The organism is Burkholderia sp. YHN3-13 (genome assembly GCF_055810675.1).
The window spans coordinates 194653-219790 of sequence record NZ_JBVVNQ010000010.1; the positions used below are offsets into that span (position 1 = coordinate 194653).

Consider the following 25138-nt stretch of genomic DNA (forward strand, 5'->3'; position numbering starts at 1 on the left):
ATCTCGATACGCAGGCGATCCGTAAAACTGTTTCGTCATACCAAGCAATAACGCCATTGCCGCATGCGCGCTGATCTACGATGGAAGCATTGCCTCCATGGTCGGCACGAACCGTGTGCACTCACTACCGCGCTCCCGGCGAAGACCCCGGCATCAGCGAACTGAAGATCGGCATCGGCGACCTGTATCGCCGCGACCCGTGGGCACCCGACGTGTATCCCGACTACGCGGCGCCCGTCGCATGCGCCGACGGCGACGGCCTTGCGGTCGTGGCGGCCGTGTTCGGCTTCTGGCCGAAGTTCATGCAGCCCGAGCGGCTCGACGAGCACGGCCGGAAACGAAGGAAGCTCGATACGGTGAACGCGCGCACGGAAACGGTCGGCGCATCGCGTCTCTACGGGAACGCCTGGCGCAACGGCCAGCGCTGCCTGATTCCGGTGCGCTGGATCTGCGAGCCGTGTTACGAGACCGGCCGCAACGTGTGGCACCGGATCGGCGTCGACGGCTGGCAGCCGTATTGCGTCGCCGGTCTCTGGCGTCGCCATGAAGACAGCGGCGGACGCGTCCGCATCGGCATGACGATGCTCACCGTGAACGCCGACGATCATCCGCTGTTCGCGCGAATGCATCGGCCCGCCGACGAGAAGCGCGGTGTCGTGATCCTGCGCAGCGAGGATTACGACGAGTGGCTGCACACGCGCGACATCGAAGCGGCGCGGCGCATGCTGAACCTGTTCCCCGCAGGCGGCATGACGGCCGAGCCCGATCCGGCACCGCCGGCCGGCGCCTGACCTTTCATTTTTCCGACGTCCGGCTTGCGGCGAAATTGCCCGACCCCGCACCGATTGTTCGGACGATTTCGAAAATCGGTCGATACCGGGTAATCACCGATATCTCACAAGTTGTATATACAAGATCATCCGCTGGCAATGTCGGCACACGTCGTGCCGCTTGCGCGCCAGCGTGCAGACCATGCGTGCGTGGCGCATGCCGGCGATCCACGGCGCCCCGCATCCGCAGAGCCGAAAGGGCGGCTCGCTGCATCCTGTCCCGTTCAAACCATGTGTGGTCCTGAGTATTGGGGAGATTGACCCGTGTCAACGAATTCGAGTGGAAAGGCCGGCGGACTGATCGAGGTCCGCTCGATCGACTTCATTCCCGACGCCGAGCGCCACGGCGGGCTGCTGAGCCAGTTCACGCTGTGGCTGTCGGCGAACATGCAGATCACGGCCATCGTCACGGGCGCGCTCGCGGTCGTGCTCGGCGGCGACGTGTTCTGGTCGCTGGTCGCGCTGCTGCTCGGCCAGCTCGTCGGCGGCGCCGTGATGGCGCTGCACGGCGCGCAGGGGCCGCAGCTCGGGCTGCCGCAGATGATCTCGAGCCGCGTGCAGTTCGGCGTGTACGGCGCGATGATCCCGATCGTGCTCGTGTGCCTGATGTATATCGGCTTTTCCGCGAGCGGCTCGGTGCTGGCCGGGCAGGCCGTCGCGCAGTTGCTGCACGTCGATGACGCCGCCGGCATCCTGCTGTTCGCGGCCGTGATCGTCGTGCTGACCGTATTCGGCTACCGCGCGATCCACTTCGTCGGCCGGATCGCGAGCGTGGTCGGCATCGTCGCGTTCGTCTACATGTTCGCGCAGCTGTTCGCGAACCACGACGTCGGCGCGCTGCTCGCGAACCGTCATTTCTCGCTCGCGAGCTTCCTGCTGTCGATGTCGCTGTCCGCGTCGTGGCAGATCGCGTTCGGCCCGTACGTCGCCGATTACTCGCGCTACCTGCCGCGCTCGACGTCGTCGGTCGCGACGTTCCTCGCGGTCGGCCTCGGCTCGGTGATCGGCGCGCAGGCGGCGATGGTGTTCGGCGTCTTCGCGGCCGCGCTGGCCGGCAGCCAGTTCGCGCATCACGAAGTGTCGTATATCGTCGGGCTCGGCTCGACGGGCGCCGTGGCGGCGCTGCTGTACTTCAGCATCGCGTTCGGCAAGGTGACGGTGACGGCGCTCAACGCGTACGGCAGCTTCATGTCGATGGCGACGATCGTCAGCGGCTTTCGCGGCAAGGGCGCGGTGTCGTCGAAGAGCCGCCTCGTGTACATCGTCGGGATGATCTGCGTGTCGACGCTGATCGCGCTCGCCGGCCGTCATTCGTTCCTGAAGGAATTCACCGCGTTCATCCTGTTCCTGCTCGCGTTCTTCACGCCGTGGAGCGCGATCAACCTCGTCGACTACTACTGCTTCACGCGCTCGCGCTACGACGTGCCGGCGCTGTCCGATCCGGACGGCCGCTACGGACGCTGGAACGGGATGGCCATCACGATCTACGTGGTCGGTATCCTCGTGCAACTGCCGTTCATGTCGACGCACATCTACACGGGGCCGCTCGTCGATGCGCTCGGCGGCACCGACATCTCGTGGATTCTCGGACTGATCGTGCCGGCCGTGCTGTATTACATCGGCGCGCGCGCATCGCGTCGCAGCATTCCCGAGCGCCTGATCCTGCCGCTCGAACGCGGCGAAGTTCACCACTGACGGCGCATCCCGCGCATCGGGCCGGCTCGTTGCCGGCCTGAGCGTCGAGCCGGGTGCGGTCCGCGCCGGGCCTACCCGATCGATTCCCATTCCCGCGATACCGGTGCCGCGTGACTGTCGCGCCCGGTGTCGTTTCCTTCTCTGCCTATTTAAATAGTATGACTAAATATATTGAAGCGCACGGCAGCGATTGCCGGGCGCGGACGGTGCACGCCGGTCTTCGCGCGACGGTCACGATCGCATGCCTCGCCGCATCGGGCACCGTGCTCGCGCAGGACGGCGTCACGTTGTACGGCGTGATCGACGAGTTCGCGCAGTACGTGAATACGGGCAACGGCTATACGGCGGCGATCAACTCGGGTGGCCAGTGGGGCAGCCGGTTCGGCTTGAAGGGCGGCGAGGATATCGGCGGCGGGCAGAAGATCGAGTTCGCGCTGGAAAACGGCTTCAATCCGAACGACGGTTCGCTGGCGAGTGCCGGCAGCATGTTCAACCGGCAGGCGTGGGTCGGCGTCGCGGGGGCGTGGGGGAAGCTGCGCGCGGGCCGGCAGAATTCGCCGCTGTTCAACGACCAGGGCGGGCAGGACGCGTTCGGCGGCGTCACGCAGGCATCCGGCATGGACAACCTGACCGTGTTCGCGTTCCGCACCAGCAACACGCTGTCGTACCAGAGTCCGGAGATCGCGGGCTTCCGGGGCGGGCTGTATTTCGGCTTCGGCGACGCGGGCGGCGTGCGCTCGGCCGGTTCCAGCCAGCAGTTCGACCTGACCTACGAACACGGGCCGTTCGGCGCGTTCGTCGCGGGCCAGTGGCTGAAGAACGCGACGGCGACCACGACCGATCGCACGATCATGGCCGGCGCCTCGTACGAGATCGGCAAGGCAACCGTGTACGGCGGTTTCTCCGCGGTGAAGTGGGCCGACCTCGGGATCGATTCGCGCGTGTACGGGCTGTCGGTCAAATACCAGTTCAACCCGGCGAACTATGTCGCGCTCGGCTACGCGTACCTGCATGACCAGTCGTCGCAGGGCAACAATGCGGACCAGCTGGGGCTGATGTACGAGTACGACCTGTCGAAGCGCACGAGCTTCTACGGCGCGCTGTCGTACCTGCGCAACCGCAACCAGGCCGGCTACACGCTGGCCGGCGCGGCGAACCCCGGCCTGCCGCTCGCCTACCCGGGCGCGAATGCGCGCGGCGTGCAACTCGGCATCGTGCATCGTTTCTGATGCGTGCGACGCGCCGGGCCGCCTGCGCCCGGCGTGTTCTCCGCGCGCAGGCGCACCGTCACTTCCCCAGCCGCTCCGCGAGCGAATAGCGCTGCATGCAGCGCTCCATCGCGTCGAGAAACGCCTGCTCGGCTGCGTTCATCTTGCGGTCGCGATGCCACAGCAGGAACACGTCGACATCGACGAGCCCGTCATCGGGCGGCAGCCGCCACAGCCGCTGCTGCGCGATGTCGTCGCGCACGATGTGCTCGGGCAGGCAGCCGATCCCGTAACCCGCGAAGATCAGCCGCCGCACTTCCTCGAGGCTCGGCGACGATGCCACGATGCGCCCCGTGAAGCCCTTCTGGTCGCGGAACACGGTGAGCGGCGACAGGCTGTCGCCGATCTGGTCGCTCGTGAACGACACGAAATTCTCCGCGAGCAGATCGTCCATCCGCAGTTGCGTCTGCCCGAACAGCCGGTGATGGCGGCCGCAGTAGATCGCATAACGCTGGCGCAGGAAACAGCGCATCTCCAGCTTGTCGTGCGGCGTGCGGCACAGGCCGAGCCCGGCCGTGGCCGTCTTCTGCAGCAGCGACGACAGGATGTCCGACGAGCGCATCACCTCGATCTGCAGGTCGATGCGCGGATACGCGCGATGGAATTCCGCGAGGAATTCGTCGTAGACGGGCGACTCGATGCGGCTCACCGTCAGCAGCCGGATCGAGCCGGTCAGGTCGGCCGTGCTGTCGTCGATTTCGGTTTCGAGGCGCGAGATGCCGCCGTAGATGTCGCTTGCGATCCGGTACACGGCCTCGCCGGCCGGCGTCGCCGCGAAATGCGCGCCGCGCCGCTCGATCAGCCGGCGCTCGAGCGTCTCCTCGAGCCGCCGCAGCGCCTGGCTCACGGCCGGCTGCGTCACGTGCAGGCGCGCGGCCGCGCGGCTCACGCTGCGCTCCTGCATGATCACCAGATAGGTGCGCAACAGGTTCCAGTCGAGGCGGTCGTTCAGGAACGGGGCAAGGTCGGGGCGCATCGGGTCTCCGGGCGAGGCGTCGGGTAGGCATTAGTTGAATTTATACAGCGAATAATAACTTGAAATTTGACTAATGATTTGCGGTCGCCGATAAAGGAGGGGCGCCGCAGCGTGCGGCGCGAGGCCGCGCGAGACGGTCGTCACCACGATATTGCGCGTCGCCCCGCAGCGGCGTGCGTCAGGAGCCCGCATGACCCAGTCTCTTCCTTCCGCGCGCCAGCCGGGGCGTGCCGCGACGGCCGCGTTCATCGGCACGATGATCGAGTGGTACGACTTCTACATCTACGCGACCGCCGCCGCGCTCGTGTTCGGCGAGCTCTATTTTCCGTCGCACGACCGCTTCGTCAGCACGATGGCGTCGTTCGCGACGTTCGCGGTCGGCTTCTTCGCGCGGCCGCTCGGCGGCGTGATCTTCGGCCACCTCGGCGACCGCATTGGCCGCAAGAAGGCGCTGATGACGACGCTGATGATGATGGGCGTAGCGACCGTGTGCGTCGGGCTGCTGCCCGATTATTCGACGGTCGGCATGCTCGCGCCGGTGCTGCTCGTCGCGCTGCGCGTGGTGCAGGGCATCGCGGTCGGCGGCGAATGGGGCGGTGCGGTGCTGATGGCGGGCGAGCATGCGCCGCAGGGGCGCCGCACGTTCTTCGCGTCGTTCGCGCAGCTCGGCAGCCCGGCCGGGCTGATCCTGTCGCTGGTCGCGTTCCGGGCGGTCACGTCGATGGACAAGGCCGACTTCCTCGCGTGGGGCTGGCGCCTGCCGTTTCTCGCGAGTTCGGTGCTGCTCGTGGTCGGCATCCTGATCCGGCTCGGCGTGAACGAATCGCCGGAATTCGCGCGGGTGAAGGAAACCAACCGCACGGTGAAGCTGCCGGTCGCCGAAGTGTTTCGCTCCGCGTCGGGGCTGGTGCTGCTCTGCATCGGCGCGAACACGATCGGCATCGCGGGCGTCTATTTCACGAACACGTTCATGATCGCGTACACGACCCAGTACGTCGGCGTATCGCGCTCGCTGATCCTCGACAGCCTGTTCGCGGTCGCGATCATCCAGTTCGTCGCGCAGCCGGTCGCCGCCTGGACCGCCGAGCGGATCGGCGGCGCGCGCTTCCTGAAGCTCGCCGCGCTGCTCGCGATGCTGTCGCCGTATCCGATGTTCATGCTCGTGCAGGGCGGCACGTCCGCGTCGCTGATCGCAGGCATCGCGCTCGCGGTCGTCTGCATGGCCGGCTTCTATTCGGTGATCGCGGGTTTCGTCAGCGACGTTTTCCCCGCGCACGTGCGCTATTCGGCGATCTCGCTCGCGTACCAGATCTGCGGCGCGATTGCCGGCGGCCTGACGCCGCTCGTGGGCACCTGGCTCGCGCATCGCTTCGCCGGCCAGTGGTGGCCGCTCGCGGTGTTCTACACGGGTCTCGCCGGCATTTCGCTGCTCTGCATCGTGGCGCTCGACGCGCGCCGTGCGGCCCGGCCGGCTGCCGCCGAAGCGCTCGGTTCGCACTGACCCTCAACGTACGAATTCATCCGGAGTGCACATGAAAGACCTGCTGGAAATCGACGGCGCCCGCTTGTGGCGGAGCCTGGCCGACATGGCGCGCGTCGGCGCGACGCCGCGCGGCGGCGTGCGGCGCCTCGCGCTGACCGAGGATGACCGGCGCGGGCGCGACCTGTTCGCGCAATGGTGCCGCGACGCGGGGATGGCGGTGCGCGTCGATGCGGTCGGCAACCTGTTCGCCCGGCGCGACGGCGCCGACGCGCAAGCCGCGCCCGTGCTGATCGGCAGCCATCTCGACACGCAGCCGGAAGGCGGTCGTTTCGACGGCGTCTACGGCGTGCTCGCCGGGCTCGAACTCGTGCGCACGCTGAACGACGCCGGCATCGCGACCGACAAGCCGCTCGAAATCGTGTCCTGGACCAACGAGGAAGGCGCGCGCTTCGCGCCGGCGATGCTCGGCTCGGCCGTGTTTACGGGCGCGCTGCCGCTTGACGACGCGCTCGCGAAGCAGGACGCCGACGGCGTCACGCTCGGCGCGGCGCTCGACGCGTGCGGTTATCGCGGCACGCGCGCGGCGGGCGGCGCGGTCGATGCGTATTTCGAGGCCCATATCGAACAGGGGCCCGTACTCGAGGCCAACGGCACGACGATCGGCGTCGTCACCGGCGGCCAGGCGATTCGCTGGCTCGACGTGACGGTGACGGGCGTGGCCGCGCATGCGGGCACGACACCGATGCCGTATCGCAAGGATGCGTATTTCGCGAGCGCGCAGATCGCGCTCGAACTCGAGCGGATCGTCGCCGGGTATGCGCCGCGCGGGCTCGCGACGATCGGGCAGGTCGGCATCCGCAACGCGTCGCGCAACACGATTGCCGGCGACCTGACGTTCACGGTCGACCTGCGTCATCACGACGATGCCGAAGTCGACGCGATGGAGCGCGACCTGCGCGATGCGTGTGCACGCATCGCCGCCGCCCGCGGCGTGCAGGTCGCGATCGACACCTGCTGGCGCAGCCCGGCGACGCCGTTCGACCGCGATTGCGTCGAGCTGGTCGCGCAGGCGGCGGCTGCATTCGGCTATACGAACGAGCGGATCGTCAGCGGCGCCGGCCACGACGCGATCCTGCTCGCGCGCCGCGTCCCGACCGCGATGGTGTTCATTCCGTGCGTCGACGGCCTGTCGCACAACGAGGCCGAGGACGCATTGCCCGACGACGTGACGCGCGGCACGAACGTGCTGCTCCATGCGGTGCTGGCGCGCGCGGGCATCGCGGCGCCGGTCGAAGCGGAGGCGGCCGCGCGCGTGGCGTGACGCGGCGATTCGACGAGGACGAACGATGAAAACCTATTTCCATCCCGAACAACTGCTGCATCATCCGCGCAGCTACCTGTCGCGCGGCCGGATGCGCGAACCGCAGGAAGTGCCCGAACGCGCGGCGCGGCTCGTCGCGGCCGTGCGCGCGCTCGACTTCGACGTGCGCGAGCCGGCCGACCGCGGCACCGCGCCGATCGCGGCCGTGCACGACATGAACTACCTGCGCTTTCTCGAAGAGGCGCACCGCGACTGGCAGCGGATGCCCGACGACTGGGGCGACGAAGTGATGTCGAACGTGTTCGTGCGCGACCCGAACCCGTTGCGCGGCGTGCTCGCGAAAGCCGCGCGCTACCTTGCCGACGGCAGTTGCCCGGTCGGTGCGAACACGTGGCGCGCCGCGTACTGGTCCGCGCAGGATGCGCTCGCGGCCGCGGCCGACGTCAACGACGGCGCGCGCGAGGCCTACGCGCTGTGCCGCCCGCCGGGCCACCACGCGCGCCGCGATGCAGCCGGCGGCTTCTGTTACCTGAACAATGCGGCGATCGCCGCGCAAGCGCTGCTGGGCCGCCATCGCCGTGTCGCGATCCTCGACACCGACATGCATCACGGGCAGGGCGTGCAGGAGATCTTCTACGGCCGCGACGATGTGCTGTACGTGTCGATCCACGGCGATCCGACCAACTTCTACCCGGTCGTCGCGGGTTACGAGGACGAGACGGGCGCGGGCGCCGGCGCCGGCTTCAACCTCAACCTGCCGATGCCGCACGGTGCGCCGGAATCGGTATTCTTCGAGCGGCTCGACGACGCGTTGCGCGCCCTCGCGCGATTCCAGCCCGACGCGCTCGTGCTCGCGCTCGGCTTCGACATCTACCAGGACGATCCGCAATCGCAGGTTGCCGTCACGACCGACGGGTTCGGGCGGCTCGGCGGCGCGATCGGCGCGCTCGGGTTGCCGACGGTGATCGTGCAGGAGGGCGGCTATCACCTCGACAGCCTCGACGCGAACGCCCGTGCGTTCTTCGGCGGGTTCGGCGAGGCGCGCTGACGCGGACGCCGGCGCGCCGTGGGGAGGGGCCGGATCATCGGCATGCGCTCAAGTTTTCGGCTTGCGCGCCGTCAATTCGCGCATACGCTGGATCAATGCATGAAGGAGAGCCGAACGATGAGCGCAACCGGCCGAATCAAGTGTGCGGTGCTCGCGCTGGCGGGCGTGGCGGCGCTCGCGCGTGCCGCGGAGCCATCGATCCCGTTGAGGGTCAGCCTGACGATTCCCGAAACCTGCACGATCGCGCCGGCCGTGCAACCGGGCGTGGACGCGGACATGCCGAGCGTCAGTTGCGCGCACGGCACGCCGTTCCAGGTGAGCCACGTGAGCGTGGCCGGCGCGCGGCCGACGCCGCCGCGCAGCGTCGGCGCGGGCGCGCCGGCCGCGTGGACCGTGATGTTCTGAGCGCCGCGCCGCCCGCCCGCTAGAAGCTGATCGTCGCGGTGATCGTGTCGCTGTAGTTGCCGGGCGCGGGCGTGGTCTGCGCGGGCACCGCGCCGTACACGGTGACGGCCTGCGACGTGCCGGTGCCGACGCCCGTGACGGTCGCGCTTCCGCCCGTGTCGTCGCCCCAGGTGACCGAGTGCGCGGCATCCGTGTACAGCCCGTAGTTGATCGCGCCGCCGCCGCCGCTGCGCTGCATCTGGCGCGCCGTCACGTTGCCGCTGCCGCCGCCGTTCAGCGCGATTTTCCACGCGTCGCCGTTCGTGCATTGCGCGGTGATCGAACCGGTCGCCGCGAGCGCGCCCGACAGCACGCTCGCCGTGCCGAAGTTCACGTTGGTCGCGCTGATGTTGCAGTCGTTGATCACGTTCGCGGTTGCGCTGAACGGAAAGGTGCCGTTCGATGCCGTCAGCGACGCGCAGGTCGGCGCACCGAGCAGATAGAACCCCGCGTTGATCGATGTCGTGTTGCCGCCGAACGTCTGCGAGTAGGTCGTCGTGCTGTTGCCGGTGGTCGGCACGGTCGGCTGGTTCGCGGTGATCTGCCCGTAAACCGTGACCGTGGCGCTCGCGCTCGTGCCGAGCGCGGGTTTGACGAGCGTGACCGACGCGGGCGTCGTGCCGGAGTAGACGGAGCCCCACGCGACGGAGTGCGCGGCATCGAGATAGAGGTCGTACTGCATCGCGTTGGTGCCGTTCACGAGGCTGCGCGGGCTCGTGCCGCCGAGATTCAGGCACACGAGCACGTTCGGCGTCAGCGTGACGGCCGACCACGTGCAGGTGACGCTGACGGTGCCGGTCGCGGCGACCGACGCGCGCGTGATCGGGCTGACCGAACCGAAGCTGACCGTCGACGCGGTGGCCGTGCACGTTTCCGCTTGTGCACGGCCCGGCACGCCGCACCACGCGACGAACGCGACGACGAGCAGCAGCACGGCCCTCATGGCGCCGCCCTGCAGACGAGCGGCCCGACGGTCGGCAGCGTGCCGTTGCCGGGCGCGGTGAACGCGAATGCCGCGACGCAACGCCGCGTGCCGTCATCGATCACGAGATGGTTGTCCGCCTTCAGCCCGTCGATGAACGTGAGCCCGTCGTAGCCGACGATCGTGTCCGCGCCGCTTTCGGCATGATGCACGCGCGCGCCGGCCGGCAGCGGCTTGCCGGCGGCATCGTGCAGGATCACCGACGCCGCGCGATAGCGCGACACGCCGAAATGGGCGATCACGCCCGATCGCGCCTGCGGCACGACCGTCATCGACGTGCGGGCGATCCGCGCGTCGGCCGGCAGCTTCATCGAATCGATCGCGACCTGGTTGTTCTGGTACGCGTTCAGGTCGGGCACGAGCAGATGCCCGGCACGATCGGTCGTGCCGATCACCCGGTTCTCATGCAGCACCGGGATGCCGGCGACGCCGTCGGTCGACACCAGCGCGAAGCCGTCGTCGATGCGGCGCGACATCTGCAGGCTGCTGTCCATCAACACGAGCGCGCCGCTGACGTCGAGCGATGCGCCCGTCTGGCGGTCGATGCCCTGCGCGGCCGAGATGACTTCGCCCGCGCGGCCGAGATAGCGCACCTGCGCCTGCCGGTAGGGCACGGCGCCCGTCCCGCCGGTCTGCACGCCCCAGCCCCAGCCGCCGTCGTAGTCGGGCGGACGGCTCGCGTCGACCGTGTAGTTCGACTGGCCGCGCTGGCGGCCGACGGTCGCGTTGATCGACGTATTGCGGCCGAGCCCGATGTTCAGCGACACGAATGCGCCGTTCGCGCCCTGCTGCGCGAAATCGCGGTAGGCGCTCACGCTCATCGACGCGAGATCGCCGAAGCTCAGCGTGTACGACACGGTGCCGATCCGCGCGCTCGGGCCTTGCGGCAGCCGGAAGCCGATATAGCTGAGCGACAGCGTCTGGCGGTGCATGAACGGCAGCGCGAGCGTCGCCTGGTCGGTCGCCGACGGCACCGGCGAGCCGTCGCGCGATGCGAGGTCGCCGTAGCGGCCGAACGCGCGGATCGTCTGCGCGTTGATCGAGAAGCGCGGCTCGATCAGCTGGTAGCCGACGCTCACCTGCGTGCCGGAAAAGCGGCCGACGCTGCCCGCGATCGCGCCGTTCAGCACACCGGCATAACCGAGCCGCATCAGCGCGCCGACGCCGGCGTTGAGCACGCCGCCGGTCGCTTCCGCATGCCCTTCGACGGTCAGCGCATCGCCGAGGCCGCGCCGCATCGAGCCGCTGACGGCCGGCCGCGTGTCGTAGTCGAACGACTGCAGCGCGTAGTTGCGGCGCAGGAAGCCGGCCTCGAACGAATAGCTCGACAGCCCGGCCGACAGCATGCGCGTATCGACATAGAGCGGCACCGACGTCGCGACCGTGCGCCCGAGCGCATCGCGCGTGATGACGGTCGCCTGGCCGGCGCCGGTGATGCCCGGCACGTCGTGGATGATGAACGGGCCGCTCGGTACGTTGCCGGTGTATTGCCGTACGTTGTTGATGTACAGGTCGACCGCCGACGGCACCGCGGCCGAGCCCGCGAGCGACGGAATCGGAAACGTCACGAGGTCGGGCCGCAGCGCGAAATTGCTGCGCCACTGGACGCCGCCGAGACGGACCGAACGCGTCCACGCGAGCGACCCGGAAATCGCGTCGCCGATCTGCGTCGTGCTCGGCCGCGCCGGGTCCGAATGGCTCCAGTACGTATCGAAGCGCGTGTAGCGCCGCTGGCCGTTGTAGAAGGACGCGGTGCCGGTGTGGTTGAACACGCCGTTCGGATCGAAGTAGCGCACGTCGGTGTAGAGCGAGAACTGCCGGTCGCCGATCGTCTGCGCGTATGCCTCGTAGTTGATCGCGAGCCCGCGCGATGCGGTGGGCGCTTGCGTGGGCGGCAGCGCGCGGCTGTCGACCGCGTACGGGCGGCGCAGTGCGTCGGCCATCTCCAGATCGACGCTCTGGCGTGCTGCGTCGTAGCGGTAACGCAGGCCGGCAATCGTGTCGAGTTCGACCGTCGCCGCGTCGGCGATGCCGAGGCGGTCGGTCGCGAAGCCGATCGTGCGCAGGTCGGCGCCGCTCGCCGACAGTCGGCCGTCGCGTTCGCGGAAGTGCGCGAGCAGCGCCGTATTTTCGCCGTTGACGCTGACTTCGAGGATCACGTCGTGCGTGCGGTCGGTCATCACGAGCGCCGCGGGTTCGTCCGCGCGGGCGCCGCCGGGCACGAGCAGGCGGCTCGCCACGACGGCCGCGAGCACGATGCGCCGGGTGCGTCGCGACTTTCCGCGTCCGTTGGCCGGGCGTGCGCCGGCGCGTGGCGGAGGGGAAGAGGCCGGGCGGCGCACCGGCGGTCTAGCCCGGCGGCTCCACCGCGACGACCGCGCTGGCCGGCTGCGAATTGACGGCCGCCCGCACCGTGACCTTGCCGCCGGGCACGAGACCCGCCGGCAGCGGCGCGCTCCACTGGCCGGTGCGGCCCGCCAGCGCGTAGCCGAGCAGCCCGCGCGTGAGCGGGTACGCGCGACCGTCGCCGTTGACGAGTTCGACCGACGCCAGTTGCGCGCGGCGCGTGCCGACGTTGCGCACGCGCAGCACCCAGCCTTCGTTGTCGCGCGCGAGCGTCCAGTCGAGTTGCGGCGCGCCGGGGGCTGCCGGTTCGACGAACACCGGAATCGAATAGCGCAGCCGGATCGAGACACCGTTGGTCGGCGCCTCGCCCGGGGGCGGAAGCTCGTCGATCAGCAGCCGGTAGCACTGTTCGACGCCGGACGGCGCGCGCGAGGCGCGCACGACGCGGATCAGCTGCTCGGACTGCGTGCCGACCTCGATCAGCGGCGGGCTCGCGACGAGATCCTCGGTGGGCGTCAGCGTGTCCTGGCCGTCGGCCTGGTCCCAGCGGAATACGCGTACCTGTCCGTACACGGGCCGCTCGCCGGGATTGCGCAGCGTGATGCCGGTGGCCGTGTCGTCGGTGCCGAATTCGATCGTGACGGGGGAAATCTGCAGCGACGCGGCGTGCGCGGCGCCGGCCGCGCACAGCAGCGCGGCGAGCGTTCGACGTATTGCGAGCATGCGAAACGGCGCCGGTCAGAAGTAGACGGTTGCGGTGACGGTCGTCTGATAGGTGTCCGGCTTCGGCGTCGCCTGCGCGGGCACCTGGCCGTAGACGGTCAGCGCCTGCGCGGCGCCCGTGCCGGTGCCGGCCACGGTGTTGGTGCCCTGCGTGTTGCCCCAGATCGTCGTGCGCCCGGCGTCCTGGTACAACTGGAAGCCGACGGTCGTCGTCGTATTGCCGGTCGACGTGCCGGCCATCAGGCGGCTCGCGACGCTCGATCCGGTGACCGAACCGGCGTCGAGGCCGACGTTGTATGGCGTCGTGTTGGTACAGGTGACGCTGACGGTCGTCTGCTGGTTGATCGCGGTCGCCAGCACGCCGTTGGTCCCGAAGGCCAGCGGGTTCGCGGCGATCGTGCAGTTCGGCTGCAGGGTCAGCGTGACGTTGAAGGTGGCGGTCGCGGTGCCGTTCGTATAGACGGCCGCGTCGGCGGTGGGTGTCGAAAGGCCGATTGACAGCGCGAGCGACAACGTCGTGGAAGCGATGGCGACTTTCACTCTGATCCCTCATCGGTCGATTTTTCATTGGATTTATGCCGCGCTTCGCACGCCGCAGCACGGTAAATGCTGATACGAATCGATGAGTCTTTCAATCTTAAATTTGGGGTTGTTGTATTTCGTGACGAATGAATGGGTTATTTATTGAATAAATCGGGGAAATATTACGGATTTGGATTTAATTGCCGGATTCCACGCGAAATATTTTGCTGCGACGCGGAAAAGAATGCCTGTTGGGGTGGGGTGCGGCACGATTTTTCCGATTGGTTCGGTGAATCGAAGCGGCGAATTCGAATTGGATAATTCATGCGCGCGGTGAAATTGAACGAGCGGCAATGAATCGGTTGGGCGATGCCAGGTATTTAACCGGTTCGTGAATCGATCCGGTCGAAATGATGTCGGGAGACGGATATTCCGGATTTTTCCCGGGTGAAGAGAAAACGGGAATCCGGACGGCGGACGGGAAATGAAAACGGCCGCATTGCGCGGCCGTAGGTGTCCTTGCCGAACCGGGCGGCAGCCCGGGCGAGCCGCGCGTGTCAGTTCGCGGCGGCCGGCGCGCGGCGCTGCGCGATCTGCAGCAGGACGAGTGCGAGTCCGGCCGCGGCGATCAGGCCGCCGACGAGCGGCACCGCCGCGTAGCCGAACCCGGCCGAAATTGCCGCGCCGCCGGCCGCGGCGCCCACCGCATTGCCGAGGTTGAACGCGCCGATGTTGACGGCCGACGCGAGGCCCGGCGCTTCGTGGGCCGCGCGCATCACGCGCATCTGCAGCGGCGGCACGACCGCGAACGTGGCGACGCCCCACACGAGCAGCGTGACGGCCGCGCCGGCATGCGTGCTGGCGAGCAGCGGGAACGCCGCCATCGTCGCGATCAGCAGCAGCAGGAAGCCGATCAGCGTGCCGTCGAGCGAGCGGTCGGCCAGGCGGCCGCCCGCGATGTTGCCGATCGAGAAGCCGACGCCGATCAGCACGAGCATCGCGGTCACGAAGCCGGGCGTCGCGCCGGTCAGGTGTTCGAGCGTCGGTGCGACATACGTGTAGAGCGTGAACATCGCGCCGGCGCCGAGCACCGTCGTGGCGAGCGCACCGAGCACGACCGGGCGCGTCAGCACCGAGAGTTCGGCCCGCAGATCGGGCATCTTGCCGGCCTCGCCCTTCGGCAGCGCGGCGAACAGGCCGGCGATCGCGATCAGGCCGAGGCCCGCGGTCGCCGCGAACGACATGCGCCAGCCGATGATCTGGCCGAGCCAGGTCGCGGCCGGCACACCGCCCACGTTCGCGATCGTGAGGCCCATGAACATCGTCGCGACGGCGCTTGCCTGCTTGTCGCGCGGCACGAGGCTGGCCGCGACCACCGAGCCGAGCCCGAAGAACGCGCCGTGGTTGAGGCTCGTCACGAGGCGGGCGAGCAGCAGCGTCGTGTAATCCGGCGCGACGGCCGACAGCAGGTTGCCGATCGTGAAGATCGACATCAGCGCGATCAGCGCCGAGCGGCGCGACCAGCGGGCGAGCAGCAGCGTCATCAGCGGCGCGCCGACCATCACGCCGATCGCATACGCGCTGATCAGCATGCCGGCCTGCGGAATCGACACGTGCACGCCGTCGGCGATCACGGGCAGCAGGCCCATCGGCGAGAACTCGGTCGTGCCGATGCCGAACGCGCCGGCGGCGAGCGCCAGCAGCGGCAGCGCGGCGCTGCCGCCGGGGCGGGAAGGAGAGGAAGTCGTGGTGTTCACGCGATGGGCTCCTGTATTCGTGGGTGACGGCACGGGGCCGTTGCGGACAGGGCGAAGTGTGCCTGGATTATTTTTGCGGAAAAAGCCGGATTGGAACGAAATTATCTTGATTCCATGTCAACAATACGGAGCGCGCGCGGTGTGCCCGCCAGGCCGCGGGCGTTGCGCCGGCGAGGCAGGCGAACGACGGTGTCGGTGGTGAAAGGTATGGGTAAGGCGGAAATCGGATTGTTCTGCCGCGCGCCGCGATTCGGTGACGGTTTGCGGCGGACGGGCGGGCCGTCCGGCATTGCATGCCGCACGTTGCCCGGCAACCGTGCGGTGACGGGCGGCGGGGCAGCCAGGGCCCGTCGACCGGGCGCCTTCCATCCCGTGAAACAGACCTCGCGCCACGGCGGGAAACCCTTTACAGGCAAGGCGCAAGCGAAAAAAGCCCCGACCACAGGGGGACCGTGGCCGGGGCGAAAACGCATCCTCTCTTTGGCACGAGGGTTGGATGCGGGCGCAGTATATTTCGGGCCATGACAATTCGAAGCGGCGTTAAACGGCGGTTTTTGGTGCCAATTTAAAAATTCCGGCGCCGCGGCGTGGATTGTCGGGGTTTTGAAAGATTTTTCGCTGGCACGGCCATCTTGTTTAGCGCGATGAGGCCGCCAAAACGGCGAATCAGCAGAGGGGGCGTCGCGCGTCGGCTGGCGTGCGGATCGCCTTGCCTGACCGGATGCCGGGCTGGCCCGGCGCCCGGTGCAGGGTCAACCCGCTTCGTCGGCCGCATCGCGCACGGCCGCGAGAAACCGCGCGACGATCGGCGAGGGCGCCGCCGCCGCGCCATCGAACACGAATTCGATGTCGAAGCGGCTCGCGAGCTCGTCGAGCGCGACGAGCCTGACCGTGTGCGGGCAGGTCGGCGACGCGCTTTCCGGCACGAACGCGCACCCCATTCCGGCCGCGACGAGGCCGATCAGCGTCGGGATGTCGCTGCCGACCTGCGCGATGCGCGGCGTGAAGCCGGCCTGCTGGCACTGCGCCATCAGGAACCGGTGGTGCGCGGCCGAGCGCTGCGCGTCGAACCAGACGAACGGTTCGTCCGCGACGTCGGCCAGCGCGCGCGGCGCATTGAAGCGGCCGCCCGGCGGCGCGGGCATCGCGAGCACGAAGCGGTCGCTCAGCAGCCGCACGCCCGACAGGTGCGGCGCCTCGTCGCGGCGCCACGCCATGATCCCGGCGTCGAGCTGGCCGCGCATCAGCGCGCTCGCCTGTTCGGCCGACAGCATCGGCGCGATCGACAACTGCACGTCCGGGCACGCGTCGCGAAACGCCTTGAGCACCTTCGCGACGATCGGCAGCGGCAGGCAGTTCGGCAGCGCGCCGAGCCGCAGTTCGCCGAGCTGGCCGGCCGCGCTGCGCAACGCGCGTTCGCGGCTGGCCTGCACCGGGGCGAGCAGGCCGGTCGCATCCTTCAGGAAGCTCGCGCCGGCCGCGGTGAGCGTGACGCCCGTCGCGCGTCGGATCAGCAACGGCGTGCCGATCGCGTCCTCGAGCTCGCGGATCTGCCGCGACAGCGCGGGCTGTACGATGCCGGCCGCGCGGGCGCCTGCCATCACGCTGCCGGCCTGGGCGACAGCCACGAAATAGCGCAGGTGACGCAGTTCGATCTGGCGCATGCGATGTTCGTCCGGGTTCGTCGATATACCTGTGGAGCATAGCAAATACCATTCGATGGTATTGGAAAGCATGGCAGGCCTGCCGTACGATGACCGTCATGGGCGCACGCGCTGGCTCGCGAGTCGCGTGCGCTTCCTCCGTCTCCACTGAGCCTTGTCCGATGCCGCTTCATATCCCGACTCCTTATATCCGCTCGCAAATCGCGTCCCGCCGGCTCGGCCGGACGATCCGGCTGAAGCTCGATGCGCTGCAGCCATCGGGCTCCTTCAAGCTGCGCGGCATCGGCGCCGTCTGCGAAGCGCGGCACGCGGCCGGCGCGCGGCGATTCGTGTCGTCGTCGGGCGGTAACGCGGGCATCGCGGTCGCGTATTGCGGCCGCGTGCTCGGCGTGCCGGTACGCGTCGTCGTGCCGGAAAGCGCCTCGGCGCGCGCGCGTGAGCTGATTCGTGTCGAAGGCGCCGAGGTGGTCGTGCATGGCGCGAGCTGGGCCGAGGCAAACGCGTTTGCGCAATCGGCGCTCGGCGAGCACGATGCGTTCGTCCATCCGTTCGACGATCCCGTGCTGTGGCAGGGGCACGCGACGATGATCGACGAGATGGCGGCCGCCGGGCCGAAGCCCGGTGCGGTGGTGCTCGCGGTCGGCGGGGGCGGCCTGCTGTGCGGCGTGCTCGAAGGGCTCGCGCGCAACGGCTGGCACGACGTGCCGGTCGTCGCGGCCGAAACGGAAGGCGCCGACTGCTATGCGCGCTCGGTCGCGCAGGGGCGTCCGGTCGAACTCGCGGCAATCGCGAGCATCGCGACGTCGCTCGGCGCGAAGCGGCCATGCGATGCGGCAGTCGAATGGGCGACGCGGCACGCGATCCATCCCGTCGTCGTGTCCGATGCGGACGCGGTGGCCGCGTCGCTGCGGTTCGTCGACGAACACCGGATCGTCGTCGAACCCGCATGCGGCGCCGCGCTGGCTGCGCTCGAGCGGCCGGTGCCGGTGCTTGCGTCGGCGTCGGACATCGCGGTGATCGTCTGCGGCGGCGTGACGGCGTCCGTCGAGCAGTTGCAGACGCTGCGCGCGACGTTGCGGTAAGGCGGGAGCGCCGCAGGCAGGGCGGTCACGCCGCCCGATGGCGGAAACTGCTGCGGTGAATAACGCGGAAGGCGGGCGTATCGTCGTGCCGAGCCGTATGCAGCCGGGCGCGACGATACGGCGGCCCGGTCAGTTCGCGGCCGGTGCGCTCGCGCCGGACGGCGCGGACGATGCGACAGGGTTGGCGGTGGCGGGCGCCGGCGATGCGCTCGACGGCGCGGATGCCGATGCGGGGACGGATGCCGCGGACGCAGGTGCAGGTGCAGGTGCAGGCGCGGGCACGGTCGACGCCGGCTTGCCAGCGGCCGGTGCCGGAACGGCGGGCGTCGACGCCGCGGCGGCAGGCGCGGCCGCCGGGCTGGCAGCCGATGCAGGCGTGGCAGCCGACGCGGCAGCGGAAGCCGGCGCAGGCACGGAACCGGCGGAAGCCGCAGCCGGTGCGGCAACCGGCTGCGAACCCGACGCCGCTCCCAGCGCGGCGGCACGCACCGCGGCCGGCACGGCGACGGCCGACGCCGCGGCAGGCACGGCATGCGCACCCGACTCGGGTGCGACACCCGGCACCGACAGCGGCACCGGCGCCGCGGGCGGCGTCGGCACGACCGGCGTCGTCATCTTCAGCGGTTCGCCCTGCGGCGTCGGCGCGGGTTCCGGCAGCGGCGTGACGGGTTCCTTCTCGGCGGCCTTCACGGTCGCGCGATCGCGGCGCGCCGGGTCGATCTTCAGGAAATGGTCGACGAGATTGAAGAAGCGCTCATAGAACACGCCGGCCGGAATCGTCTCGCTCGCGGTCTTGACGAGCGCGTCGTCGCTCGACCCGATCGGCAGCGACAGCGAGCCGAACACGCTCAAGCCCACGCTGGCCGACGTATTCGACTTCTTCAGCGTGTAGCGGTCCTGCACGGCGTTCACGTACGCGATGCTCGACGTGCCGTCGGCGTTCGCATCCGCGCACACGACGTGAAATTCGATCACGACGTGCATGTCGTTGCTCGGCTGGAAATTCTTGCTGCCGTCGACCGCATCGTTGCGCGACGACGACACCACATAACCCTGGCTCAGCAGCGCGCGCCGCGCGGCCTCGCAGGCCGCGTCGGATTTCGAGTGGAACGTATGCGCATACGGGCTGCTGGTCGCGTCGAACTGTTCCTGCTGGTAGATCGGCTTGGGCGGCGACGAGCACGCGGCCAGCACGGTCGCGGCCGCGAGTGCGCACGAAACGGAAAACAGGCGAAATCGGTTGTGCATGGCGTCTTTCAGAAGGCTTGGCGAGCGGCCGCGCAACGGCGGTGCCTGGATGAGGCGTGCGGCAATCTCGTAAGGCCGGGGCGCCATTATAGTTTCGTTTGATGTCGCGCTCGCTTCAGTCGGCCGGTGCGACGCGCACCGCGGCCAGCAATTGCGACGTCAGCGGATGATGTTCGCCGCGCCGCGAGCGGATCGCGTGGATCTCCTCGGTCACGTCGCCCGCGCGCCCGAGCCGCCGCAACCCGCTCAGCAGCGACGCATCGTTCGCGCCGAGTTCGCTGAGCGGAAACACGCCGAGGCCGCGCGCCGCGAACACGGCCATCAGCGCGCTGTCCTCGAATTCCCCGGTCACGCGCGGCACGATCCGCTCGCCTTCCAGCCACCGGTCGAGGCGCGCGCGCAGCGCCGAATGCGCGGTCGGCAGCAGCACCGGCAGGTCGGCCAGGCACTGCGGAAAGCGCTGCCGCGCGGCCGGCGTGACGAGCGCCGCGGGCCCGTACCAGTCGACCGGCGATGCGACGAGCCGCTCGCTCGTCACGCGCAGGTTCGACCCCGACGGCGCGCCCTGGCCGGCCAGCACGAGATCGAGGTGATGCAGCGCGAGCTCCGCGAGCAGCGCATCGTGCTCGCCCTCGTGGCACAGCAGCCGCAACGTCGGCGTGTCGAGCACCGGCGCGAGGATCGCGTGCGCGGCGAGCTTCGAAATGCCGTCCGCGAGCCCGACCGCGAGCCGCACGGTCGGCTGGCTGGCCGCCGCGCGCACTTCGTCGGGAATCAGCCGCCCCATCTCGAAGATGACCTCGGCGCGCGCAAACGCGGCCTGGCCCGCGTCGGTCATCGTGACGCCGCGCCCGGCCGGGCGCAGCAATTGGTGCCCGAGCGATTTCTCGAGCTCGCGCACCTGCGCGCTGATCGTCTGCACGGCCATGTCGAGCCGGCCGGCCGCGCGCGCGAAGCCGCCTTCCTTCACGACGACCCAGAAATAGTACAGATGTCGAAAATTGAGCATCGGATCGATATATCGAAAAAACCGAACTTAAATTCAGATTCTCTCTGATTTTTTCGAAGTACGGGGCGGCATATCATCGGGCTTTCCACTTTCCAATCGGCCCATTTCATGGACTACCTGCTGACGCTTGCCGCCGACCCCGCCGTCTGGGCCGCGCTCCTGACGCTCGTCGTGATGGAAGTCGTGCTCGGCATCGACAACCTGATCTTCATCTCGATCCTCAGCAACAAGCTGCCCGAGGCGCAGCGCGCCCGCACGCAGCGCCTCGGCATCGCGCTCGCGCTGGTGATGCGCCTGGCGCTGCTCGGCAGCGTCGCGTGGATCGCGAGCCTGACCGAACCCGTGTTCACGCTGTTCGACCATGCGTTCTCGTGGCGCGACATGATCCTGCTGTCGGGCGGCCTGTTCCTCGTGTGGAAGGCGACCACCGAGATCCATCACCACGTGTCGCACGACGGCGGCGGCGAGGGCGGGGCGGGCGGCGCGGCCGGGCTGACGGTGTGGGCCGCCATCGGCCAGATCGTGATGCTCGACATCGTGTTCTCGATCGACAGCATCGTGACGGCGATCGGCATGACCGAGCACATCCCGATCATGTTCGTCGCGGTGATCGTCGCCGTGACCGTGATGCTGTTCGCCGCGCAGCCGCTCGCACGCTTCATCGACCGCAACCCGACCATCGTGATGCTGGCGCTGTCGTTCCTGGTCGTGATCGGCATGACGCTGATCGCCGAAGGTTTCGGTTCGCACGTGCCGAAGGGGTACATCTACGCGGCGATGGCGTTCTCGGCGTTCGTCGAGGGCATGAACATGCTGGCGCGGCGCGCGAAGGCGAAGCGCGCGGCGCAAGTCGATGGCGACTGAGTCGCCGCGCGTGACGCCGGCTGCCGCGGCTGCCGGCGCGCACGCTGCATACGGAATCCGGACGAGATTCGCACGGAAAGGAGAAACGCGATGAAATGCCCTGTCTGCAAGACGCCCGACCTGCTGATGGCCGAGCGCCAGTCGATCGAGATCGACTACTGTCCGACGTGCCGCGGCGTATGGCTCGACCGCGGCGAGCTCGACAAGCTGATCGCCCGCGAAACCGGCGACGCGCCGGCTCGCCGCGCCGATCCGCCGGCACAGCACGCCGCATCGGCGCAGCACGGTCGCGACGATGGCTGGGGGCGCGACGGCCGCTCGCGCGACGAGCGTTACCGGCACGATGGCCAGCGTCGCAAGAAGTCGGTGTTCGACCTGTTCGATTTCGATTGAATCCGGATCCGGCGTGCCTGCACGCACGCCGGGCCGCCGATCAACAAAGAAGCCCCGCCCGGCATCGCGCCGGGCGGGGCTTCTTTCATGCGTGCCGCGACACGTCGCGACTCACGCCGACGCTTACGCGTGGCCGGCCGTCACGTCGATACGGCGCGGGCGCGTTTCCTCGCGGCGCGGAATCGTCAGCGTCAGCACGCCGTCGCGCAGGTTCGCGTCGATCCGCGACGTGTCGAGGTCGGGACTCAGCACGAACGAGCGCGCATAGCGGGTCGCGCGCACTTCCGCGTGCCGCACGCGCAGGTCGGCCGGCGTGTCGATGTGCGTGTCCGCTTCGATCGTCAGCGTGTTGTCGTGCACCTTCACGTCGAGGTTCTCGCGCGGCACGCCGGGCAGGTCGGCCCGCAGCGTGACGCCGCGAGGGGTCTCGACGATGTCGACGTTCGGCGTGATCGCGGGCCGGCGCGCGGCCTCGGCGGCGGCAGGATGAACGGGTTTCGTTTGGCGTTCGGCCAGGGTCGGGTTCGTATACATGTCGGTATCCTGAAGATTACTGAACGGTGATCGCACGCGGCTTCGAGGCTTCGCGCCGGCCGACGCGAATCAGCAGGCAGCCGTTTTCGTAGCGCGCGGTGACCTGGTCGGGATCCGCGTCGCGCGGCAGCTCGACGACGCGGCGGAAGGCGCCGTGAAAACGCTCCTGCGCGTAGGTCCGCACGTCTTCGCCTTCGATGCCCGGCGCCGGCTTGCGCTCGCCGCTGACGGTCAGCAGGTCCTTGTCGATCGATACGTCGAAGTCGCCCGCGGCCATGCCGGGTGCGAACGCGACGATCTCGATCGCATTGTCGGTGGCGCCGACGTTGAGTGCCGGGAACGTGCCGTGCCGCACCGCGCGGATGCCGGTCGGGCGTTCGCCGAGCAGGTTCGCCACTTGCCGCTGCACGCGGGCGAATTCGTCGAACAGGTCGTTGCCGAAATGGATACCGCTCATGTGGGTCCTCCTGAACAGGGAACACGGGAGACGTGACGGCGCGACGCCTGCGGCGGGCGCGACGGGGGCTCCACTGGATCGAAACGGAGGCAGTGCAACGGATGAGGCACTGCCCGACGACGGGTAATTAGTGGCCGCCATCGCGCATTTCAAGAGGGAATCCGCAATCCGCGTCAACGCATGCGCACGGGATTCGATGCGACAATCGCCGCGAGCTATCCGCAGAACAACCACACGGGACAACCATGGACATTCGACGTATCGCGATCGTCGGCGCCGGCGTGATCGGCGCGAGCTGGGCGGCTTTCTATCTGACGCAGGGTTTCGACGTCGTCGCGACCGATCCGGCGCCGCAAGCCGACGCGCGGCTGCGCGACGCGCTGGCCGCGTTTCTCGGCGAGCGTGCCGCCGAACTTTCCTCGCGGTTATCGTTCGACGCCGATCTGGTGCGCGCGCTCGACGGCGTCGACTTCGTGCAGGAGAACGGCCCGGAGCGGCTCGACCTGAAGCGTGCGCTGTACCGCCAGATGGACGACGTGCTGCCCGCGCACGTACCGATCGCATCGAGCTCGTCGGGCCTGAAGATGTCCGACATCCAGACCGCGTGCGCGAAGCATCCGGAGCGTTGCCTGATCGCGCATCCGTTCAATCCGCCGCACCTGATTCCGCTCGTCGAGCTGGTCGGCGGCGATGCGACCGGCCAGGACGTGATCGCGCGCGTGAAGGATTTCTACGACGCGCTCGGCAAGCAGACGATCGTCCTCAACAAGGAGATGACCGGCCACGTCGCGAACCGGCTCGCGGCCGCGCTGTTCCGCGAGGTGTATCACCTCGTCGGCGAAGGCGTCGTGAGTGTCGCCGATGCGGACAAGGCCGTCGCGTGGGGGCCCGGCTTGCGCTGGGGGCTGATGGGGCAGTGCCTGACCTATCACCTCGGCGGCGGCGCGGGCGGGATCGCGCACTTCCTCGAACACCTGTCGGGGCCGATCGCGAGCTGGTGGGACGACCTCGGCACGCCCTCGTTCGATCCGGAGGTCGATCGCCAACTGAACGAAGAACTGCGCGCGATCCAGGGCGAGCGTTCGATGCAGGCGCTGGCGGCCGAGCGCGACCGCTTGCTCGTCGAGCTGATCGATGCGCGGCGCCGCAGCTTCCTGCCCTGAGCGCGCGGGTTATTGCTGCGACGCGGCCTGCGGTGCGGGCGGCGCATGCGCGAGCCAGGCGGGGCTCGCGGCCTGCACGAGTTCGCGGTTGCGTGCCCGCGTCGCGGCATCCGGCGGGTAGTTGCCGTCGTTCGTCGGCAGTTCGCCGTCGAGATAGGCCTGCTTGAGCTGGTCGATGACTTCCGCGCGTGTCAGGCCCTGGGCGGGCGCCGACGCGTCGGTTTGCGCAAAGGCAGGGGACAGCAGCGCGGCTGCGGCGGTCGCGACGGCGAATCGCAAGACGTTCATGGTGGGCTCCGATCAAGGGACGGGGTACCGGATGCGCGCGGCGATCGCCGTGCCTGCCGATGGGTCCCATTGTCGCGAGCGGGTGCTGCGCGGACGATGACGCGTTCCGGGCAAAGCTGTCAGGTGCGGGCGCGGCCGTGCATGCGCGCGGCGCGCCCGGTGCGCCCGGTGCGGTTACAACCCGGCCGCCGCCGCGATCAGCGTGGCTTCCAGCGCGAGCGTCGAGCGCGACGCGGCTGCCGGCCGGTCGATCACGTATTCGAGTTCGCCGAGTTCGGGCAGCCCCGCGTCGAGCCGGGCGAGTCCGGCCGGGATCACGTAGCCGGCGAACGCGCTGACGCCGAGCCCCGCGCTCGCGGCCGCGCGCAATACCGCGACGCTGCTGCTGACCACCGCGATCCGGTACGGCCGCCCGATGGCCTCGAGCGATTCGAGCACGCGGCGGCGCGACACGCTCGGCTCCGGATGCATCGCGAGCGGCAGCACGACCTCGTGGCCGGTGAGCCGCGATTCGGGGCCGGTGCACCAGTACAGCGGTTCGCTGCGGATCACGCGGCCGCGCCGGCTGCCCGCGATACGCTTCGCGAACACCAGGTCGTGCCGGCCCTCGTCGAGCGCGTCGAACAGGTCGCCCGACAGCCCGGTCGAGATCGCGAGCTCGACGTCCGGATTGCGCTGCACGAAGCTCGCGAGCGCGGCCGTCAGGTGGGCGGACGCGAAATCCTCCGACATCGCGAGCCGCACCTTGCCCGACAGCGGCGGCCCGCACACCGACGTGACGGCTTCGTCCATCAGCTCGAGGATGCGCACCGCGTAGCGGAACAGCGCGTCGCCGTGCTGCGACAGGTGCACGTTGCGCGTGTCGCGTTCGAACAGCGGCCGGTCGAGCAGTTCCTCGAGGCGGCGGATGTGCTGGCTGACGGTCGACTGCGACAGGCTCACGCGCTCGGACGCGGCGGTGAAGCTGCCGGACTGGGCGACGGCGACGAAGCTGCGCAGCAGCTCGGGCGGTAACGGACGCATTGCTAAATCCACTGAATC

Annotated in this window: 24 protein-coding genes; 11 read left to right on the forward strand and 13 right to left on the reverse strand. The window is 69.0% G+C overall.

The genetic code is table 11. The annotated features are described in order from the left end of the window. Positions 1-113 precede the first annotated feature (113 nt). The 3 genes from AC0KUR_RS22725 to AC0KUR_RS22735 all read left to right on the forward strand — a co-directional run bounded on the left by AC0KUR_RS22725 (position 114) and on the right by AC0KUR_RS22735 (position 3754). Positions 114-791, forward strand: coding sequence for an SOS response-associated peptidase family protein (locus AC0KUR_RS22725; RefSeq protein ID WP_034186608.1), 678 nt, complete (start codon positions 114-116; stop codon positions 789-791). Positions 792-1094: 303 nt separating this feature from the next. Continuing rightward, on the forward strand, positions 1095-2525 hold the full coding sequence (locus AC0KUR_RS22730) for a purine-cytosine permease family protein (protein WP_034186609.1): 1431 nt from the start codon (positions 1095-1097) through the stop codon (positions 2523-2525). Positions 2526-2683: 158 nt separating this feature from the next. Next, complete coding sequence (locus AC0KUR_RS22735) at positions 2684-3754, forward strand: porin (RefSeq protein WP_473376446.1); 1071 nt, start codon at positions 2684-2686, stop codon at positions 3752-3754. A gap of 58 nt (positions 3755-3812) precedes the next feature. On the opposite strand, the gene AC0KUR_RS22740 is transcribed toward AC0KUR_RS22735, so the two are convergent. Next, complete coding sequence (locus AC0KUR_RS22740) at positions 3813-4769, reverse strand: LysR family transcriptional regulator (RefSeq protein ID WP_034186611.1); 957 nt, start codon at positions 4767-4769, stop codon at positions 3813-3815. Between the two features lie 190 nt (positions 4770-4959). Here AC0KUR_RS22740 and AC0KUR_RS22745 point away from each other — a divergent pair, with 190 nt between their 5' ends. The 4 genes from AC0KUR_RS22745 (at position 4960) to AC0KUR_RS22760 (ending at position 9026) form a co-directional block, all read left to right on the forward strand. Continuing rightward, on the forward strand, positions 4960-6270 hold the full coding sequence (locus AC0KUR_RS22745; protein WP_034186612.1) for an MFS transporter: 1311 nt from the start codon (positions 4960-4962) through the stop codon (positions 6268-6270). Between the two features lie 31 nt (positions 6271-6301). Continuing rightward, positions 6302-7573, forward strand: a complete 1272-nt coding sequence (locus tag AC0KUR_RS22750) for a Zn-dependent hydrolase (RefSeq protein WP_200089314.1) — start codon at positions 6302-6304, stop codon at positions 7571-7573. 25 nt (positions 7574-7598) lie between these two features. After that, positions 7599-8621 carry a histone deacetylase family protein gene (locus AC0KUR_RS22755; RefSeq protein WP_200089315.1) on the forward strand — a complete coding sequence of 341 codons (1023 nt, stop codon included), beginning with the start codon at positions 7599-7601 and terminating at the stop codon, positions 8619-8621. A gap of 117 nt (positions 8622-8738) precedes the next feature. Beyond that, positions 8739-9026, forward strand: a complete 288-nt coding sequence (locus tag AC0KUR_RS22760; RefSeq protein ID WP_124609091.1) for a hypothetical protein — start codon at positions 8739-8741, stop codon at positions 9024-9026. Positions 9027-9045: 19 nt separating this feature from the next. Here AC0KUR_RS22760 and AC0KUR_RS22765 read toward each other — a convergent pair whose 3' ends face one another. The 6 genes from AC0KUR_RS22765 to AC0KUR_RS22790 form a co-directional block, all read right to left on the reverse strand. After that, complete coding sequence (locus tag AC0KUR_RS22765; RefSeq protein ID WP_034186616.1) at positions 9046-10008, reverse strand: Csu type fimbrial protein; 963 nt, start codon at positions 10006-10008, stop codon at positions 9046-9048. Further along, the gene (locus tag AC0KUR_RS22770) at positions 10005-12389 is read right to left on the reverse strand and encodes a fimbria/pilus outer membrane usher protein (RefSeq protein WP_473376447.1); all 2385 of its coding nucleotides are present in this window, start codon (positions 12387-12389) and stop codon (positions 10005-10007) included. Before AC0KUR_RS22770 ends, AC0KUR_RS22765 begins: the two co-directional genes overlap by 4 nt. A gap of 7 nt (positions 12390-12396) precedes the next feature. Next, a complete protein-coding gene (locus AC0KUR_RS22775; protein WP_473376448.1) occupies positions 12397-13116 on the reverse strand; it encodes a fimbrial biogenesis chaperone in 720 nt (239 codons plus the stop codon). Positions 13117-13131: 15 nt separating this feature from the next. Further along, the gene (locus tag AC0KUR_RS22780) at positions 13132-13629 is read right to left on the reverse strand and encodes a Csu type fimbrial protein (RefSeq protein ID WP_049034614.1); all 498 of its coding nucleotides are present in this window, start codon (positions 13627-13629) and stop codon (positions 13132-13134) included. Positions 13630-14195: 566 nt separating this feature from the next. Next, complete coding sequence (locus AC0KUR_RS22785; protein ID WP_059560562.1) at positions 14196-15395, reverse strand: MFS transporter; 1200 nt, start codon at positions 15393-15395, stop codon at positions 14196-14198. A gap of 752 nt (positions 15396-16147) precedes the next feature. Beyond that, positions 16148-17059, reverse strand: a complete 912-nt coding sequence (locus AC0KUR_RS22790) for a LysR substrate-binding domain-containing protein (RefSeq protein WP_473376449.1) — start codon at positions 17057-17059, stop codon at positions 16148-16150. 161 nt (positions 17060-17220) lie between these two features. On the opposite strand from AC0KUR_RS22790, the gene AC0KUR_RS22795 reads away from it, so the two are divergent. Then, positions 17221-18141, forward strand: a complete 921-nt coding sequence (locus tag AC0KUR_RS22795; RefSeq protein ID WP_059560556.1) for a pyridoxal-phosphate dependent enzyme — start codon at positions 17221-17223, stop codon at positions 18139-18141. Positions 18142-18270: 129 nt separating this feature from the next. Here the strand turns inward: AC0KUR_RS22795 and AC0KUR_RS22800 are convergent, their stop codons facing one another. Further along, a complete protein-coding gene (locus tag AC0KUR_RS22800) occupies positions 18271-19389 on the reverse strand; it encodes a DUF2242 domain-containing protein (protein WP_473376450.1) in 1119 nt (372 codons plus the stop codon). 115 nt (positions 19390-19504) lie between these two features. Then, entirely contained in the window at positions 19505-20398 is an 894-nt protein-coding gene (locus AC0KUR_RS22805; protein ID WP_034186623.1) for a LysR family transcriptional regulator, read from the reverse strand. 108 nt (positions 20399-20506) lie between these two features. Here AC0KUR_RS22805 and AC0KUR_RS22810 point away from each other — a divergent pair, with 108 nt between their 5' ends. Next, on the forward strand, positions 20507-21262 hold the full coding sequence (locus tag AC0KUR_RS22810; RefSeq protein WP_034186624.1) for a TerC family protein: 756 nt from the start codon (positions 20507-20509) through the stop codon (positions 21260-21262). A 90-nt stretch (positions 21263-21352) separates the two neighbouring features. Further along, on the forward strand, positions 21353-21655 hold the full coding sequence (locus tag AC0KUR_RS22815) for a TFIIB-type zinc ribbon-containing protein (RefSeq protein WP_034186625.1): 303 nt from the start codon (positions 21353-21355) through the stop codon (positions 21653-21655). A 123-nt stretch (positions 21656-21778) separates the two neighbouring features. Here AC0KUR_RS22815 and AC0KUR_RS22820 read toward each other — a convergent pair whose 3' ends face one another. Both AC0KUR_RS22820 and AC0KUR_RS22825 read right to left on the reverse strand, forming a co-directional pair. Continuing rightward, complete coding sequence (locus AC0KUR_RS22820) at positions 21779-22189, reverse strand: Hsp20/alpha crystallin family protein (protein ID WP_049033114.1); 411 nt, start codon at positions 22187-22189, stop codon at positions 21779-21781. A gap of 16 nt (positions 22190-22205) precedes the next feature. Further along, positions 22206-22646: an Hsp20/alpha crystallin family protein gene (locus AC0KUR_RS22825; protein ID WP_069245605.1), complete on the reverse strand. Its 441-nt coding sequence runs from the start codon at positions 22644-22646 to the stop codon at positions 22206-22208. Between the two features lie 245 nt (positions 22647-22891). Here AC0KUR_RS22825 and AC0KUR_RS22830 point away from each other — a divergent pair, with 245 nt between their 5' ends. Continuing rightward, a complete protein-coding gene (locus AC0KUR_RS22830; protein WP_034186628.1) occupies positions 22892-23809 on the forward strand; it encodes a 3-hydroxyacyl-CoA dehydrogenase NAD-binding domain-containing protein in 918 nt (305 codons plus the stop codon). A 9-nt stretch (positions 23810-23818) separates the two neighbouring features. Here the strand turns inward: AC0KUR_RS22830 and AC0KUR_RS22835 are convergent, their stop codons facing one another. Both AC0KUR_RS22835 and AC0KUR_RS22840 read right to left on the reverse strand, forming a co-directional pair. Then, positions 23819-24097 (reverse strand): DUF4148 domain-containing protein, encoded by a 279-nt coding sequence (locus AC0KUR_RS22835; protein WP_049031214.1) that lies wholly within the window; start codon positions 24095-24097, stop codon positions 23819-23821. Positions 24098-24271: 174 nt separating this feature from the next. Further along, entirely contained in the window at positions 24272-25120 is an 849-nt protein-coding gene (locus AC0KUR_RS22840; RefSeq protein WP_034186630.1) for a LysR substrate-binding domain-containing protein, read from the reverse strand. Positions 25121-25138: the final 18 nt, after the last annotated feature.

Excerpts from the sequence above, each read along its gene's own strand:
- AC0KUR_RS22735 (WP_473376446.1), top strand. The coding sequence starts at position 2,684 with ATGACTAAATATATTGAAGCGCACGGCAGCGATTGCCGGGCGCGGACG.
- AC0KUR_RS22740 (WP_034186611.1), bottom strand. The coding sequence starts at position 4,769 with ATGCGCCCCGACCTTGCCCCGTTCCTGAACGACCGCCTCGACTGGAAC.
- AC0KUR_RS22745 (WP_034186612.1), top strand. The coding sequence starts at position 4,960 with ATGACCCAGTCTCTTCCTTCCGCGCGCCAGCCGGGGCGTGCCGCGACG.
- AC0KUR_RS22750 (WP_200089314.1), top strand. The coding sequence starts at position 6,302 with ATGAAAGACCTGCTGGAAATCGACGGCGCCCGCTTGTGGCGGAGCCTG.
- AC0KUR_RS22755 (WP_200089315.1), top strand. The coding sequence starts at position 7,599 with ATGAAAACCTATTTCCATCCCGAACAACTGCTGCATCATCCGCGCAGC.
- AC0KUR_RS22760 (WP_124609091.1), top strand. The coding sequence starts at position 8,739 with ATGAGCGCAACCGGCCGAATCAAGTGTGCGGTGCTCGCGCTGGCGGGC.
- AC0KUR_RS22765 (WP_034186616.1), bottom strand. The coding sequence starts at position 10,008 with ATGAGGGCCGTGCTGCTGCTCGTCGTCGCGTTCGTCGCGTGGTGCGGC.
- AC0KUR_RS22775 (WP_473376448.1), bottom strand. The coding sequence starts at position 13,116 with ATGCTCGCAATACGTCGAACGCTCGCCGCGCTGCTGTGCGCGGCCGGC.
- AC0KUR_RS22790 (WP_473376449.1), bottom strand. The coding sequence starts at position 17,059 with ATGCGCCAGATCGAACTGCGTCACCTGCGCTATTTCGTGGCTGTCGCC.
- AC0KUR_RS22795 (WP_059560556.1), top strand. The coding sequence starts at position 17,221 with ATGCCGCTTCATATCCCGACTCCTTATATCCGCTCGCAAATCGCGTCC.
- AC0KUR_RS22800 (WP_473376450.1), bottom strand. The coding sequence starts at position 19,389 with ATGCACAACCGATTTCGCCTGTTTTCCGTTTCGTGCGCACTCGCGGCC.
- AC0KUR_RS22805 (WP_034186623.1), bottom strand. The coding sequence starts at position 20,398 with ATGCTCAATTTTCGACATCTGTACTATTTCTGGGTCGTCGTGAAGGAA.
- AC0KUR_RS22810 (WP_034186624.1), top strand. The coding sequence starts at position 20,507 with ATGGACTACCTGCTGACGCTTGCCGCCGACCCCGCCGTCTGGGCCGCG.
- AC0KUR_RS22815 (WP_034186625.1), top strand. The coding sequence starts at position 21,353 with ATGAAATGCCCTGTCTGCAAGACGCCCGACCTGCTGATGGCCGAGCGC.
- AC0KUR_RS22820 (WP_049033114.1), bottom strand. The coding sequence starts at position 22,189 with ATGTATACGAACCCGACCCTGGCCGAACGCCAAACGAAACCCGTTCAT.
- AC0KUR_RS22825 (WP_069245605.1), bottom strand. The coding sequence starts at position 22,646 with ATGAGCGGTATCCATTTCGGCAACGACCTGTTCGACGAATTCGCCCGC.
- AC0KUR_RS22830 (WP_034186628.1), top strand. The coding sequence starts at position 22,892 with ATGGACATTCGACGTATCGCGATCGTCGGCGCCGGCGTGATCGGCGCG.
- AC0KUR_RS22835 (WP_049031214.1), bottom strand. The coding sequence starts at position 24,097 with ATGAACGTCTTGCGATTCGCCGTCGCGACCGCCGCAGCCGCGCTGCTG.
- AC0KUR_RS22840 (WP_034186630.1), bottom strand. The coding sequence starts at position 25,120 with ATGCGTCCGTTACCGCCCGAGCTGCTGCGCAGCTTCGTCGCCGTCGCC.